The organism is Nonomuraea sp. NPDC050790, assembly GCF_044456745.1.
Lineage (GTDB): Bacteria > Actinomycetota > Actinomycetes > Streptosporangiales > Streptosporangiaceae > Nonomuraea.
The window spans coordinates 196,286-210,610 of record NZ_JBITGF010000004.1; the positions used below are offsets into that span (position 1 = coordinate 196,286).

Annotated in this window: 12 protein-coding genes; 11 read left to right on the forward strand and 1 reads right to left on the reverse strand. The window is 70.9% G+C overall.

The window, feature by feature from the left end:
• The first annotated feature begins 63 nt into the window (after positions 1–63).
• The 5 genes from infB to truB all read left to right on the forward strand — a co-directional run bounded on the left by infB (position 64) and on the right by truB (position 6,045).
• On the forward strand, positions 64–3,210 hold the full coding sequence (gene infB / locus ACIBEJ_RS21330; protein WP_397184504.1) for a translation initiation factor IF-2: 3,147 nt from the start codon (positions 64–66) through the stop codon (positions 3,208–3,210).
• A gap of 120 nt (positions 3,211–3,330) precedes the next feature.
• Positions 3,331–3,627 carry a DUF503 domain-containing protein gene (locus ACIBEJ_RS21335; RefSeq protein ID WP_379618095.1) on the forward strand — a complete coding sequence of 99 codons (297 nt, stop codon included), beginning with the start codon at positions 3,331–3,333 and terminating at the stop codon, positions 3,625–3,627.
• A gap of 17 nt (positions 3,628–3,644) precedes the next feature.
• A complete protein-coding gene (gene rbfA, locus ACIBEJ_RS21340) occupies positions 3,645–4,118 on the forward strand; it encodes a 30S ribosome-binding factor RbfA (protein WP_397184505.1) in 474 nt (157 codons plus the stop codon).
• Positions 4,115–5,176 (forward strand): bifunctional oligoribonuclease/PAP phosphatase NrnA, encoded by a 1,062-nt coding sequence (locus ACIBEJ_RS21345; protein WP_397184506.1) that lies wholly within the window; start codon positions 4,115–4,117, stop codon positions 5,174–5,176. Before rbfA ends, ACIBEJ_RS21345 begins: the two co-directional genes overlap by 4 nt.
• Positions 5,176–6,045: a tRNA pseudouridine(55) synthase TruB gene (gene truB, locus ACIBEJ_RS21350; protein ID WP_397184507.1), complete on the forward strand. Its 870-nt coding sequence runs from the start codon at positions 5,176–5,178 to the stop codon at positions 6,043–6,045. The genes ACIBEJ_RS21345 and truB overlap by 1 nt, the downstream gene beginning before the upstream one ends.
• 5 nt (positions 6,046–6,050) lie before the next feature.
• Here truB and ACIBEJ_RS21355 read toward each other — a convergent pair whose 3' ends face one another.
• Entirely contained in the window at positions 6,051–7,073 is a 1,023-nt protein-coding gene (locus ACIBEJ_RS21355; RefSeq protein WP_397184508.1) for a TRM11 family SAM-dependent methyltransferase, read from the reverse strand.
• Between the two features lie 85 nt (positions 7,074–7,158).
• On the opposite strand from ACIBEJ_RS21355, the gene ACIBEJ_RS21360 reads away from it, so the two are divergent.
• The 6 genes from ACIBEJ_RS21360 to ACIBEJ_RS21385 all read left to right on the forward strand — a co-directional run bounded on the left by ACIBEJ_RS21360 (position 7,159) and on the right by ACIBEJ_RS21385 (position 14,321).
• Entirely contained in the window at positions 7,159–8,085 is a 927-nt protein-coding gene (locus tag ACIBEJ_RS21360) for a bifunctional riboflavin kinase/FAD synthetase (protein ID WP_397184509.1), read from the forward strand.
• A 199-nt stretch (positions 8,086–8,284) separates the two neighbouring features.
• Complete coding sequence (gene rpsO, locus ACIBEJ_RS21365; protein ID WP_397184510.1) at positions 8,285–8,554, forward strand: 30S ribosomal protein S15; 270 nt, start codon at positions 8,285–8,287, stop codon at positions 8,552–8,554.
• A 262-nt stretch (positions 8,555–8,816) separates the two neighbouring features.
• A complete protein-coding gene (locus ACIBEJ_RS21370; RefSeq protein ID WP_397184511.1) occupies positions 8,817–11,144 on the forward strand; it encodes a polyribonucleotide nucleotidyltransferase in 2,328 nt (775 codons plus the stop codon).
• The gene (locus tag ACIBEJ_RS21375) at positions 11,141–12,451 is read left to right on the forward strand and encodes a M16 family metallopeptidase (protein ID WP_397184512.1); all 1,311 of its coding nucleotides are present in this window, start codon (positions 11,141–11,143) and stop codon (positions 12,449–12,451) included. The genes ACIBEJ_RS21370 and ACIBEJ_RS21375 overlap by 4 nt, the downstream gene beginning before the upstream one ends.
• A 402-nt stretch (positions 12,452–12,853) precedes the next feature.
• Positions 12,854–13,591, forward strand: coding sequence for a 4-hydroxy-tetrahydrodipicolinate reductase (gene dapB, locus ACIBEJ_RS21380; protein WP_397184513.1), 738 nt, complete (start codon positions 12,854–12,856; stop codon positions 13,589–13,591).
• Between the two features lie 244 nt (positions 13,592–13,835).
• Positions 13,836–14,321 carry a GNAT family N-acetyltransferase gene (locus ACIBEJ_RS21385; RefSeq protein ID WP_397184514.1) on the forward strand — a complete coding sequence of 162 codons (486 nt, stop codon included), beginning with the start codon at positions 13,836–13,838 and terminating at the stop codon, positions 14,319–14,321.
• Positions 14,322–14,325: the final 4 nt, after the last annotated feature.

A 14,325-nucleotide genomic window follows, 5' to 3' on the forward strand; every position in this document is an offset into this window, starting at 1 on the left:
GACGTCAAGGTAGCGACGGTCCGGACGGCACAGCCAGCCTCCCGGGCCGAGTAAGGGAGTGCAGTGGCGAAGGTCCGGGTATACGAGCTCGCTAAGGAGTTCGGCGTCGAGAGCAAGGTCGTCATGGCCAAGCTCCAGGAGATGGGGGAGTTCGTCCGTTCGGCGTCCTCCACCATCGAGGCGCCGGTGGTCCGCAGGCTCACCGAAGCTCTGGGCGCATCGAAGGGTGGGTCCAGTAAGGGCGGCGGTTCGTCGTCCAACAAGCCGCAGCCGCCAAGGGCTGCTCCTCGGCCGGCTGACAGCCAAGCCGGCAACGGCGCCGAGTCGCCGATTCCGTCCGCCCCGCGTCCGGGGCCCAAGCCTGGTCCGGCCCCCAAGCCGGGCCCGCGTCCTGGTCCGGTTCCGATGCCGCACCAGCAGCAGCAGCCCGAGGCTCCGCGCTCCGAGGCTCCGCAGGCGCGTTTCGACAGCGGCACCAGCGCCCCGAGCGGGCCCTCCGGTTCCGGTACGCGGCCGACTCCCGGCCCGCGCCCCGGCCCCGCAGCCCGTCCGGGTCCCGGTGGTCCCAAGCCCGGCCCCGCGGGACGTCCCGGCGGCCCCGGCGGCGAGCGCCCCTCCGGTGGCGAGCGTCAGTCCGGCGGCGAGCGCCAGTCCGGCCCGCGTCCCGGCGCCCCGTCCGGTGGCGGTCCGCGTCCCGGCCCGGGTGGCCCCAAGCCGGGCCCGCGCGGTCCGCGCCCCGGCAACAACCCGTTCTCGTCCAACGCCAGCGGCATGGGTCAGTCCCGTCCGCCGCGTCCCGGTGGCGATCGCCCCGGCCGCGAAGGCGGCCAGGGTGGTCCCCGCGACCGTCGTGACGGTCCGCCGCGCGACGGCGCGATGCCGCGTCCGCCGCAGGGCCGTCCCGGTCCCGCCGGCTCGGCGGGTCCGCGTCCGGGTCCGCCCGGTGCGGCTGGTCCGCGTCCGGGTCCCGGCGCCGGTGGCCCGCGTCCCGGTGGTCCGCGTCCCAACCCGATGATGATGCCGCAGGGTCGTCCCGCCGGTCCCGGTGGTGGTGGCGGCGGTGGCGGTCGTCCCGGTGGTGGCGGCGGTCGTCCCGGCGGCGGTGGCGGCGGTGGCCGTCCCGGTGGCGGTGGCGGCGGTCGTCCTGGTGGCGGCGGCGGTTTCGCCGGTCGTCCCGGTGGTGGCGGTGGCGCGGGTCCGCGCACCGGCACCGGTGGTCCCGGCGGCGGTGGCGGCGGCTTCGGCGGTCGTCCCGGTGGCGGCGGCCGCGGTCGTGGCGGCGGCACCGCGGGTGCCTTCGGCCGTCCCGGTGGCCGTCCGGCGCGTGGACGCAAGTCCAAGCGGCAGAGGCGCCAGGAGTTCGACAACATGTCGGCTCCGGCGATCGGCGGCGTGCAGGTCGCTCGCGGCAACGGCGCGACGATCCGCCTTCCGCGCGGCGCCTCGCTGTCCGACTTCGCCGACCGCATCGGCGCGAACCCCGCCGCGCTCGTGCAGATCATGCTGCACCTGGGCGAGATGGTGACCGCGACGCAGTCGGTCAACGAGGACGCGCTGCAGCTTCTGGGCCAGGAACTGGACTACAACATCCAGGTCGTCAGCCCGGAGGAGGAAGACCGCGAGATCCTCGAGGCCTTCGACATCGAGTTCGGCGAGGACGAGGGCGACGAGGCCGACCTCGCCGCGCGTCCGCCGGTCGTGACCGTCATGGGCCACGTCGACCACGGTAAGACGAAGCTGCTCGACGCCATCCGCAAGACCAACATGGTGGCCCGCGAGGCCGGTGGCATCACCCAGCACATCGGCGCCTACCAGGTCGAGACCACCCATGAGGGCGAGGACCGCAAGGTCACCTTCATCGACACCCCGGGTCACGAGGCGTTCACCGCCATGCGTGCCCGTGGCGCCAAGGCCACCGACATCGCGGTGCTGGTGGTCGCGGCCGACGACGGCGTCAAGCCGCAGACCATCGAGGCGCTCAACCACGCCCAGGCGGCGGACGTGCCGATCGTGGTCGCGGTCAACAAGGTCGACAAGGAGGGCGCCGACCCCAACAAGGTCCGTGCCCAGCTCACCGAGTACGGCCTGGTGGCCGAGGAGTACGGCGGCTCGACCCTCTTCGTGGACATCTCCGCGAAGAACGGCACCGGGATCGACGCGCTCCTCGAGGCGATCATCCTGACCGCCGACGCCGAGCTCGACCTGCGCGCCAACCCGACGATGGACGCTCAGGGCATCGCGATCGAAGCGCACCTCGACAAGGGGCGCGGTCCGGTGGCGACCGTCCTGGTCCAGCGCGGAACGCTGCGCGTCGGCGACTCCATCGTCTGTGGCGAGGCGTTCGGCCGCGTCCGGGCGCTGCTCGACGACAACATGGAGCCGGTCGAAGAGGCCGACCCGTCGCGTCCGGTCCTGGTCATGGGTCTGACGGCCGTGCCGAGCGCCGGTGACAACTTCATCGTGGTCACCGACGACCGGATGGCTCGCCAGATCGCCCAGCAGCGTGCCGCGCGCAAGCGCAGCGCCGACATGGCCAAGTCCTCGCGCCGCCGTACCCTTGAAGAGCTCTTCAGTGACCTTGAGAAGGGTCGCGTCGACGAGCTCAAGCTCATCATCAAGGGTGACGTGTCCGGTTCGGTGGAGGCCCTGGAAGACGCCCTGCTCAAGATCGACGTCGGCGACGAGGTCAGGCTCCGTGTCCTGCACCGCGCGGTCGGCGCCATCACCGAGTACGACGTCAACCTGGCCGTGGCCGACGACAACGCGGTCATCATCGGCTTCAACGTCCGGCCTGAGCCCCGGGCGCGCGACCTCGCCGAGCGCGAGGGCGTCGACATCCGCTACTACTCGGTCATCTACCAGGCGATCGAGGAGATCGAGGCGGCCCTCAAGGGCATGCTCAAGCCCGAGTTCGAAGAGGTGCAGATGGGCACCGCCGAAGTCCGCGAGGTCTTCAAGGTGCCGAAGATCGGCAACGTCGCCGGTTCGCTGGTCCGCTCGGGCGTCATCGTCCGCAACAGCAAGGCCAGGATCATCCGCGACGGTGTCGTGGTCGCCGACAACCTCACGGTGTCGTCGCTGCGCCGCTTCAAGGACGACGCGACCGAGGTCCGCGAGGGCTTCGAGTGCGGTATCGGTGTCGGCTACAACGACATCAAGATCGACGACGTCATCGAGACGTTCGAGATGCGGGAGAAGCCGCGCGTGTAACACGCGGCCGGGCGCCCGGCGGACCATCCGCCGGGCGCCTCTCGCGCGCCCGGCGGGCCTTTCCACCGCAGCGGAGCCGGTCGCGCGTTTTGAACTCGAGCGAAGCGGTGGTTGCCAACGATGTATGTGGGTGCTCTGACCCTGGACATCCTGCTCGGCGACGTGCGTTCGCTGAAGCAGAAGCGATCTGTCGTGCGGCCCCTGGTCGCCGAGGTCCTGCGGCGCTACCCCAGCGCGGCCGCGGCCGAGACCGGCCACCTCGACCTGCACCGGCGCGCCGAGATCGGCATCGCCGTCGTCTCCGCCTCCGCGGGCAACTGCAAGGAGGTGCTGGACGCCTGCGAACGGCTGGTGGCCTACCGCCCTGAGATCGAGCTGCTGTCCGCCCGGCAGCGGATCTACAACGACGAAGAGTGAGACAGAGGGGGACTGACATGGTCGACGCCGCACGAGCGCGCAAGCTCGCCGACCGCATCCAGCAGATCGTCGCGGAGATGCTGGAGCGGCGGATCAAGGACCCGCGCCTCGGCTTCGTGACCGTGACCGACACGCGGATCACCGCCGACCTGCGCGAGGCCACGGTCTTCTACACGGTCTTCGGCTCCGAGGCCGAGCGGGCCGACAGCGCCGCTGCGCTGGAGAGCGCCAAGGGCATCATCCGCTCGGAGGTCGGCAAGCAGACCGGCGTGCGGTTCACGCCCACGCTGACGTTCAAGCACGACCCGCTGCCCGACAGCGCCCGCCAGCTCGACGACCTGATCAACGCCGCCCGTGCCAAGGACCAGGAGCTGGCCCGCCAGGCCGAGTCCGCCTCCTACGCCGGAGAGGCCGACCCCTACAAGAAGCCCGACCCGGAGGACGAGGAAGAGGACGAACCCTCCGGCCGAGCAGGACGCCCGACGACATGACGCCCGACGTGCGCGACAGGACGGAGCGTCCGGGGGCCCCGCCCCCGGACCCTCCCGAGGGTACGGCGGGGCGTCCCGGTCACCAGGCCGTGGGGGAGACGGCCTGGACCCGGGTGCTCACGCTGATCGAGCAGGCCGACGAGGTGGCTCTGGCCTGCCACGTCTCGCCCGACGGGGACGCGCTGGGCTCGATGCTGGCCGTCGGCGCCGTGCTGCGTTCGCTGGGAAAGAAGGTCGTGGCCTCCTTCGGCGACCGGCGTTTCGCGGTGCCGAGGCTGCTGCGCTTCCTGCCCGGCCAGGACCTACTGGTGCCGCCCGCGGCCTTTCCGGCCGAGCCCGAGCTGATGATCACGTTCGACTCGTCGACGCTCGACCGGCTCGGCCTGCTCGCGGTCAACGCGGGCAAGGCGCGCGAGGTGGTCGTCGTGGACCATCACCCGTCGAACTCCGGGTTCGGCACGGTCAGCCTCATCGACCCCGACGTGGCGGCGACCGCCGTACTGGCCGAGCAGTTGATCTACCGGCTCGGCGGCACGCTCGACCGCGACGTGGCGACCTGCCTCTACGCCGGACTCGTCACCGACACCGGCTCCTTCCGCCACTCCTCGACCACGGCGGCGGTGCACGAGATGGCGGCCAGGCTCGTGGCGACCGGGCTGCGGACCGACGAGATCGCGCGGGAGCTGTGGGACCGCTCGCCGTTCGGGTACCTCAAGGTGCTCGCCGCCGCCCTCGACCGGGCCACGCTGGAGGACGGGCTGGTCTGGACGTCGGTCACGCACCTCGACCGGGCCTCGTACGGCCTGCCGTACGAGGAGGTGGAGGCCATCATCGACGTGATCAGACGCACCGACGAGGCCGAGGTCGCGGTCGTCCTCAAGGAGGACGACCTGGGCGCCTGGCAGGTGTCGACGCGCTCGAAGGGCGCGGTGGACGTGGCGGCGATCTGTTCGGCGCTGGGCGGCGGCGGACACCGCAGCGCGGCCGGGTTCACCTCCCACGACAGCGTCGAGACGACCATGAACAAGATCCGGGCACTACTTCCGAGGAAGGCTTGATGGCCGAGAGCGGCTTGATCATCGTGGACAAGCCGGCCGAGTGGACCTCGCACGACGTCGTCGGCAAGCTGCGCAGGATCGCCGGCACCCGGCGCGTCGGCCACGCGGGCACGCTGGACCCGATGGCGACCGGCGTGCTGGTGATCGGCGTGGAGAAGGCGACCCGGCTGCTGGGCCACCTGGCGCTGACGGAGAAGGTGTACGAGGCGACGATCCGGCTGGGGGTCACCACGAACACCGACGACGCCGAGGGCGAGGTGCTGACCGCGACCTCGGCGGCCGGGGTCGCCCAGGAGGCGGTGCTGGCGGGGGTGGCCGCGCTGAGCGGGCCGATCATGCAGGTGCCGCCGCAGGTGAGCGCGATCAAGGTGAACGGCGAGCGGGCCTACAAGCGGGCGCGCGCCGGTGAGGACGTGGAGCTGAAGGCGCGGCCGGTGACGGTGCACGCGTTCACGGTGACCGGCGTGCGGCACGCGGGTGACGTCGTGGACGTGGACGCGATCGTCCGGTGCTCCTCGGGGACCTACATCCGCTCGCTGGCCCGGGATCTGGGCGCCGGGCTGGGAGTGGGCGGGCATCTCACGTATCTGCGGCGTACCCGGGTGGGGCCGTACGACCTGTCGCTGGCGCGCACGGTTGAGCAGTTGGCGGAGAAGTGTGTGGTGCTGCCGATCGGGGAGGCCGTTTCCGCTGCCTTTCCCCGCATGGATGTGACGGCTGAGCAGGCTCGGGTGATCTCGCACGGAGGGCGGCTGGCTTCCGCGGGGCTGGGGGCCGGGCCGATCGGGGTGTTCGGGCCGGACGGGGAACTGCTCGCGCTGGTGGAGGAGCAGGGCCGCAGCGCCAAGCCCCTCGCAGTCTTCGCCTGACGGGGCTAGGAGGGTTTCCTGGCGATCAGGATGTCGCGGACGATGGCCTGGTCGACCCAATGCTCGAAATCCGGAAATTTCTGGACTTCCAGGTGGGCGGAGTCAAGGATCGTGGCCAGGTCGTCGCGGGTTCCGCCGTAGGTGTTCCAGGCGATGCCCATCGCGCCTCCGGGCTTCAGCAACTCGGCCCACACCGGCACCGCCTTGCGGATCAGCTCCAGCGGGCTCCTGGACAGCGATCCGGCACCGCTGCGGCTGCCGTGCTGCACGCCGTACGGGGCGTCCGTGGCGATGACGTCGAACGTGCGGGGCTTGAAGAAGTCGCGCCCGCGCAGCGTGTCGGCGCTGACCACGCCCACCCGCTGCGTGTCGCCGCTCTTGAACGCCTCCTTGGTGGCCGCGAACGAGACGTTGAGCCGCCGCCCGATCAGCGCGCGCTCGCGCCGCACCGGCACCGTCTCGGCGGTGTGCTTGAGCCGCCGGTCGCGCAGCCACTTCTTGAGGAAGCCGGAGTACGCCTCGAAGTCCTTGCCGTCGAGGTCCATGCCGTAGGCGTCGTAGCCGTACATGAGGGCCTGGTTGAGCGTGGTGCCGCGCCCGCACATCGGGTCGAAGACCGACAGCCGCCCGTCGAGGGCGAAGTCGGAGGCGAGCACGGTCACGTTCAGCAGGAGCTTGGTGAAGTGCTCGTTGGTCTTGCCCGCGTACTTCTGGATGGTGATCAGGTCGCTGCTCAGCCGGTCGAGCGGGGTCACGGTCAGCGGGCGCAGCAGGTCGCCCTCCACGCCGAACAGCGCGTAGGCCGACGACAGGTTCGACAGCAGCGCCACGTCGCCCCCGGAAAGGGGCGCGGCGGTCTCGAAGCAGACGTACGGCACGCCGCCGATGACCGACTCCGCCACCCCGGACACCTCGCCCTCCAGCGCCCGGAGCCCGAAGACCTCCAGCTCGGAACGGGTCAGGCGGATGGAGGCTTCACCGTAGACCCGGTTGAAGGCGGGCAGGATCAGCAGCGCGTATCGAGGCATGGTGCGACCGATGTTACCCCTCGATGGCCGGTGGTCCCGGCGGGCATGGCAGGCTTGTCGCTGACCAACTCGTCACGGGAAACGAATGGGGCCGGGCGTGCAGCGTTCTGGAGGGTCCGTCGTCACGATCGGCGTGTTCGACGGCGTGCACCGCGGGCACCTGCGGGTGGTCTCGCGGGCCGTCGAGGTCGCACGCGAGCGCGGCCTGCGCTCGGTCGCCCTGACCTTCGAGCCGCACCCCGCGGAGGTGGTCAGGCCGGGTTCGCATCCGCCCCGGCTGACCAGCGCGCGGCGGCGCGCGGAGCTGCTGTCCGAGCTGGGCGTGGACGCGGTGGAGGTGCTGGAGTTCACGCTGGACCTCTCGCGGCTGACCCCCGCCGACTTCGCCGAGCAGGTGCTGGCCGACCGGCTGGGGGCGGTGAGCGTCGTGGTGGGGGAGAACTTCGCGTTCGGCCACAAGGCGGCGGGTGACGTGGAGACGCTCCGGGCGCTCGGCGAGAAATACGACTTCTCGGTGGAGGTCATGCCGCTGGTGGAGGGTGTCAGCTCGACCTCGGTCAGGGAACTGCTGACCGCGGGCGACGTCGCCACGGCCGCCGGCGAGCTCGGGCGGCCCCACCGGGTGGAGGGCGTGGTCGTGCGCGGCTACCAGCGCGGCCGCCAGCTCGGCTTCCCCACCGCCAACGTCGAGACCCCGCCGCACACCGCCATCCCCGCCGACGGCGTCTACGCGGGCTGGCTGCAGTGCGTGGCCGTGGGGAACCTGCCTGCGCTGTACGAGGGCTGCCGCTGGCCGGCGGCCATCTCGGTCGGCACCAACCCGACGTTCGAGGGCGTGCCGCGTACCGTGGAGGCGTACGCGCTGGACCGCGACGACCTCGAGCTGTACGGCGCGCACGTCGCGGTCGACTTCGCGGCCAGGCTGCGCGGCAACACCAAGTTCGACTCCATCGAGGCGCTGGTCGCCCAGATCCAGGCCGACGTGGACGAGGCCCGCAGGCTCACGGCCTGACCTCGGCACTCCCTCCACCTGCCGGTGAGATCACGGGGAGTACGCACGCCGTCAACTGGTGGTAGCCTGTGGTGTCGGCTCTGTATCGGCGGCGCCTCGCGCTGCCCCCGAGAAGCCTTCACCGCGGCGACTGTAGGCACGCACGGTCGCTCGCATCATTCGAAACATTCACCGCGTGTCCGTAGATTGAAGGAGAGCCGTGTCCCTCGACACCGCTGCCAAGAAGGCAATCATCGCCGAGTACGCGACCGTTGACGGCGACACCGGGTCGCCCGAGGTGCAGATCGCGCTGCTCAGCAAGCGCATCAGCGAGCTCACCGAGCACCTGAAGACGCACAAGCACGACCACCACAGCCGTCGTGGCCTGCTTCTGCTCGTCGGACGCCGGCGCCGCCTGCTGAAGTACCTGCAGAACACCGACATCCAGCGCTACCGTTCGCTCATCGAGCGGCTCGGCCTGCGTCGATAGAATGGTGAGGGAGCGGCCCGGTGGCCGCTCCCTTCTCATATCGGCTCCGGCGCGTCGCGCCGAGCCGGACAACTGAAGATCAGAGACACTGAGAGCCCCCGCGTCCGTCAAGCACCATGCGACCCGCGACGCCTGCGGGCCGGTCCTCGGTAGTGGCTTCCGGTCAAGAACCGGGCGCTTCGATCGAAGACCGGCGCTGCACCTAACGAGGGTGCCGGTGAGAAAGAGGGCGCGGGAGACCGACCGACCAAGGAGGTCCCCCGTGGAGGGTGTCCACACCGCTGAAGCCGTCATAGACAACGGCGCATTCGGCACGCGCACGATCCGGTTCGAGTCCGGCCGCCTCGCGCGCCAGGCGGCGGGTTCCGCCGTCGCCTATCTCGACAACGACACGATGGTCCTGTCCGCGACCACCGCGTCGAAGTCGCCGAAGGAGAACTTCGACTTCTTCCCGCTCACCGTCGACGTCGAGGAGCGGATGTACGCCGCGGGCCGCATCCCCGGCTCGTTCTTCCGCCGTGAGGGCCGTCCGTCCGAGGACGCCATCCTCACCTGCCGCCTGATCGACCGGCCGCTGCGCCCGTCGTTCGTCAAGGGCCTGCGCAACGAGATCCAGGTCGTCGCCACCGTCATGGCGCTCAACCCCGAGCACCTGTACGACGTGGTCGCCATCAACGCCGCCTCCCTGTCCACCCAGCTCGCCGGGCTGCCCTTCTCGGGCCCGATCGGCGGCGTGCGCGTCGCGCTGATCGACGGCCAGTGGGTCGGCTTCCCGACGCACCACGAGCTGGAGCGGGCCACCTTCGACATGGTCGTCGCCGGCCGCGTGCTCGACGACGGCGACGTCGCGATCATGATGGTCGAGGCCGAGTCCACCAAGGACACGCTGAAGCTGGTCGCCGAGGGCGCCGTCGCGCCCAACGAGGAGACCATCGCCCAGGGCCTGGACGCCTCCAAGCCGTTCATCAAGGTCCTCTGCGAGGCGCAGAACAAGATCGCCAAGGTCGCCGCCAAGGAGACCGCGGAGTACCCCGTCTTCCCCGAGTACCAGGAGGACGCCTACACCGCCGTCGAGGGCGCGATCAAGAGCGAGCTGGCCTCCGCGCTCACCATCGCCGGCAAGCAGGAGCGCGAGCTCGAGCTCGACCGGGTCAAGGGCATCATGGTCGAGAAGCTGGCGGAGGCGTTCGAGGGCCGCGAGAAGGAGCTGTCGGCCGCGTACCGCTCGGTCATGAAGAAGCTCATGCGCGAGCGCGTCGTCAAGGACGGCATCCGCATCGACGGCCGTGGCACCAAGGACATCCGCGCCCTGTCGGCCGAGGTCCACGTGATCCCGCGGGTGCACGGCTCGGCGCTGTTCGAGCGCGGCGAGACCCAGATCCTGGGCGTCACCACGCTGAACATGCTGCGCATGGAGCAGGTCATCGACACGCTCAACCCCGAGCGGACCAAGCGCTACATGCACAACTACAACTTCCCGCCCTACTCCACGGGCGAGACCGGCCGCGTGGGCTCGCCCAAGCGCCGCGAGATCGGCCACGGCGCGCTCGCCGAGCGGGCGCTCATCCCGGTCCTGCCGACCCGCGAGGAGTTCCCCTACGCGATCCGCCAGGTCTCCGAGGCGCTCGGCTCCAACGGCTCCACCTCGATGGGCTCGGTCTGCGCCAGCACGATGGCGCTGCTCGACGCCGGTGTGCCGCTCAAGGAGATGGTCGCCGGCATCGCGATGGGCCTCATCGGCGAGGGCGACACCTACGTCACCCTGACCGACATCCTCGGCGCTGAGGACGCCATGGGCGACATGGACTTCAAGGTCGCCGGCACCAAGGACGTCATCACCGCCCTGCAGCTCGACACCAAGCTCGACGGCATCCCCGCCTCCGTGCTGGCCGCCGCGCTCAAGCAGGCCAAGGGCGCGCGGCTGGCGATCCTCGACGTGATGCAGGAGGCGATCGACTCTCCGGCGGAGATGAACCCGACCGCGCCGCGCATCATCACCATCAAGGTCCCTGTCGACAAGATCGGCGAGGTCATCGGCCCGAAGGGCAAGATGATCAACCAGATCCAGGACGACACGGGCGCCGAGATCACCATCGAGGACGACGGCACGATCTACATCGGCGCCACCGACGGCCCGGCCGCCGAGGCCGCCCGCTCCGCGATCAACGCCATCGCCAACCCGCACATGCCCGAGGTGGGCGAGCGTTACCTGGGCACGGTCGTCAAGATCGCCGCCTTCGGCGCGTTCATCTCGCTCATGCCGGGCAAGGACGGACTCCTGCACGTCTCGCAGATCCGCAAGCTCCACGGGGGCAAGCGCATCGAGAACGTCGAGGACGTCATGAGCGTCGGCGAGAAGATCCAGGTCGAGATCGCCGAGATCGACGGCCGGGGCAAGCTGTCCCTGGTCCCGGTCGAGGTCATCGAGAAGGAGGCCGCGGAGAAGGCCGACGGCGGCTCCGGTGACGCGGCCCCCGCCGCCGAGCCGGCCGGCGACTCGGCCGACGAGCGGCCCCGGGAGGACAAGCCCCGCCGTACCCGCACCAGGACCCGCACCCCGCGCAGCGGTGAGGACGACAGAAACTCGTGACGACGACCACGCTGCATCCCGGTAAGGACGGTGCCGGGGTTGTCCAGCGCACCGTCCTCCCCGGTGGGCTGCGCGTGGTGACCGAGACCATGCCGACCGTGCGTTCCGTCGCGGTCGGCATGTGGGTCGGCATCGGCTCGCGTGACGAGGCCCCCGAGCACACCGGGGCTACCCACTTCCTCGAACACCTGCTGTTCAAGGGCACGCCCACGCGGGACGCCATGGAGATCTCGGCGTCCATCGAGGGCATCGGCGGGGAGATCAACGCCTTCACCGCCAAGGAGTACACGTGCTACTACGCGCGGGTGCTCGACGAGGACCTGCCGCTCGCGGTCGACGTGCTCGCCGACGTGGTGACCAGCTCGCTGATCACCGCCGACGACGTGGAGTCCGAGCGCGGGGTCATCCTCGAAGAGATCGCCATGCACGACGACGACCCGTCGGACGTGGTGCACGAGCAGTTCTCCGCCGCGCTGTACGGCGACTCGCCCATCGGCCGCCCGATCCTGGGCACGGTCGACTCGATCAACGCCCTGGGCCGGGAGCGCATCCTCGAGTACTACCAGCGCTACTACCGCCCGATGCGCACCGTCGTCTCCGTCGCGGGCAACATCCGCCACGAGCAAGTGGTCGAACTCGTGGCCCGTGCCTACGAGCGCGCGGGCGCGCTGGGCGGCTCCCTGGAGTGCGCACCGCCGCGCACCAGCGGCCCCGGCGCCGCCACGCGCTCCGAGGTGCGGGTGATCGACCGGCCGACCGAGCAGGCCAACCTGGTCCTCGGCACGACCGGAATGTCCCGCACCGACGACCGCCGCTTCGCGCTGGGCGTCCTGAACGCGGCGCTGGGCGGCGGCATGTCCTCCCGCCTGTTCCAGGAGATCCGGGAGAAGCGCGGGCTGGCCTACTCGGCGTACTCCTACACCTCGGCGTACGCGGACACCGGCCAGTTCGGGATCTACGTGGGCTGCCTGCCCTCGAAGATCGACGACGTGCTCCAGATCTGCCGCGACGAGGTGGCCAGGGTGATCGACGAGGGCCTGACGCCCGAGGAGATCGTCCGGGGCAAGGGCCAGATGCGCGGCGGCTTGGTCCTCGGCCTGGAGGACACGGGCTCGCGCATGTCCAGGATCGGCAAGAACGAGCTGGTCTATGACGAGCTCATGTCGGTGGACGAGGTGCTGGCACGCATCGACGCGGTCACCCCGGAGGAGATCTCCTCGGTGGCCGGCGACGTCCTGAAGCGCCCCCTGACCCTCGCGGTCATCGGGCCCTACGGGGACAAGGACTTCGGCCGCGCCATAGCCTGACCCTTTCGCGAAAGCCCCGCCCCGCCAACCGGCGGCGCGGGGCTTTCGCATGCGACCCCGGCCCGCCAACCAGCGGTCGGCAGGCAACCCCGGCACGAGCAGCACGAAAGGGCCGTGGAGCGTCGGGCGACGGGAAGGGACTGCGAGGGTCTGGCGGGAGTAGAAGGCGGGGCGGTGGGGTGAGGGTGGGCCGGGACGGCAGGGCGCCGAGACGGCGGGGCGTGGTGCGGTGGTGTCCGGCGCCTGGGCAGGCGGCCGGCCACGGCACGGTGGCCGGTCAAGGGGGGCCGTTGCGGTGGGGACCACGTCCGACCTGAGAAGCGATCCCCACGATCGGCGGAAACCCGCGACGGCGGGTGGTGGCAACCCGGCTTGCCGTAACGGATGGATAGGGTAGGAGACGTGATCAGAGTAGGGGTGTTGGGCGCGCGCGGACGGGTGGGCGTCGAGGTGTGCAAGGCCGTTGAGGCGGCCAATGACATGGAGCTCGTCGCCGCCGTGGATCAGGGCGATGACATCGAGGGCCTGACCGGCGCCGAGGTGGTGGTGGACTTCACCCACCCCGACGTCGTCATGGACAACCTCGAATGGTGCATCTCCCACGGCGTGCATCCGGTCGTCGGCACGACCGGGTTCGACGAGGGCCGGTTGGCCACGCTCAGGGGCTGGCTGGAGCGCTTTCCCGGCACCAACTGCCTGATCGCCCCGAACTTCGGCATCGCGGCCGTGCTGATGATGCACTTCGCCCAGCAGGCCGCCCGCTACTTCGAGTCCGTCGAGATCGTCGAGCTGCACCACCCGAACAAGGCGGACGCGCCGTCCGGCACCGCGCGCCGTACCGCTGAGCTGGTGTCAGAGGCGCGGGCGAAGGCCGGCATGCCCGGCATGCCCGACGCGACCAGCACCGCGCTCGCCGGCGCGCGCGGCGCCGACGTGGGCGGCGTCCACGTCCACGCGGTACGGCTGGCCGGCCTGATCGCCCACCAGGAGGTCCTTCTGGGCGGCGACGGCGAGATCCTCACGATCCGCCATGACACGATGAACCGCGCGGCCTTCACCCCGGGCGTCCTGCTGGGCGTACGCCGCGTCCGCGAACTACCCGGCCTCACCATCGGCCTGGAACCCCTGCTCGACCTCTGAACCTTGGGGAGACCAGGCTGAGCCCCGGAGCGGGCACGGCCGAGGCCCGGAAGCGGCGCGGCTGAGGCCCGGAAGCGGCGCGGCTGAGGGCCCGGCGCGGCGGCTGAGTGCGGGAGGCGCGGCGTGTCCGCCTGACGGCGGGCACGCCGCGTGGAGGGGGTTCCCGGCTCCGCACAAGCCGAGTACACGATCATCACATTAAACGCATGCGACACGACGTCGTGGAACATGAGACCGTGTCGGCATGGTGCGATGGGCCGAATCCGGGGAGCTGCCCCGGCTGATCGAGGTGGAGCAGGCGGCCGACGGGCTGTTCCTGGAGGTGGGGATCGCGTTCCCGCCGGGCACGACGATGGTCGAGGAGGTCGCCGACGTCGGCAGCGTGCTGGTGGAGGGTGAGCCCGCCGCGGGGTTCGCGATGTTCGGCTGGGTCGACGGGAACGTGCATCTCGACCAGCTCGCGGTCCATCCCGACCACATGCGGCAGGGGATCGGCGGGCGGCTGGTGCGGGCGGTGCTGGACCACGCGCGGGCGGCGGGCGCGCCGGCGGTCACGCTGACGACCTTCCGCGACGTGCCGTGGAACGCGCCATGGTACGAACGGCACGGCTTCGCGGTGGTCCCCGAGCGGGAGTGGGGGCCGGAGGTGCGCAAGGTCGTCGAGCACGAGCGGGACCTGGGCATCGAGCTCGCGCCCCGCGTGGTGATGCGCGCCGACCTGGGCCGATAGCCTG

What these genes read in the sequence shown, in the direction of transcription:
- rbfA (WP_397184505.1), top strand. Translation starts at nt 3,645, where the DNA reads ATGGTCGACGCCGCACGAGCGCGCAAGCTCGCCGACCGCATCCAGCAG.
- ACIBEJ_RS21355 (WP_397184508.1), bottom strand. Translation starts at nt 7,073, where the DNA reads ATGCCTCGATACGCGCTGCTGATCCTGCCCGCCTTCAACCGGGTCTAC.
- truB (WP_397184507.1), top strand. Translation starts at nt 5,176, where the DNA reads ATGGCCGAGAGCGGCTTGATCATCGTGGACAAGCCGGCCGAGTGGACC.
- ACIBEJ_RS21335 (WP_379618095.1), top strand. Translation starts at nt 3,331, where the DNA reads ATGTATGTGGGTGCTCTGACCCTGGACATCCTGCTCGGCGACGTGCGT.
- ACIBEJ_RS21345 (WP_397184506.1), top strand. Translation starts at nt 4,115, where the DNA reads ATGACGCCCGACGTGCGCGACAGGACGGAGCGTCCGGGGGCCCCGCCC.
- ACIBEJ_RS21385 (WP_397184514.1), top strand. Translation starts at nt 13,836, where the DNA reads ATGGTGCGATGGGCCGAATCCGGGGAGCTGCCCCGGCTGATCGAGGTG.
- ACIBEJ_RS21360 (WP_397184509.1), top strand. Translation starts at nt 7,159, where the DNA reads ATGGGGCCGGGCGTGCAGCGTTCTGGAGGGTCCGTCGTCACGATCGGC.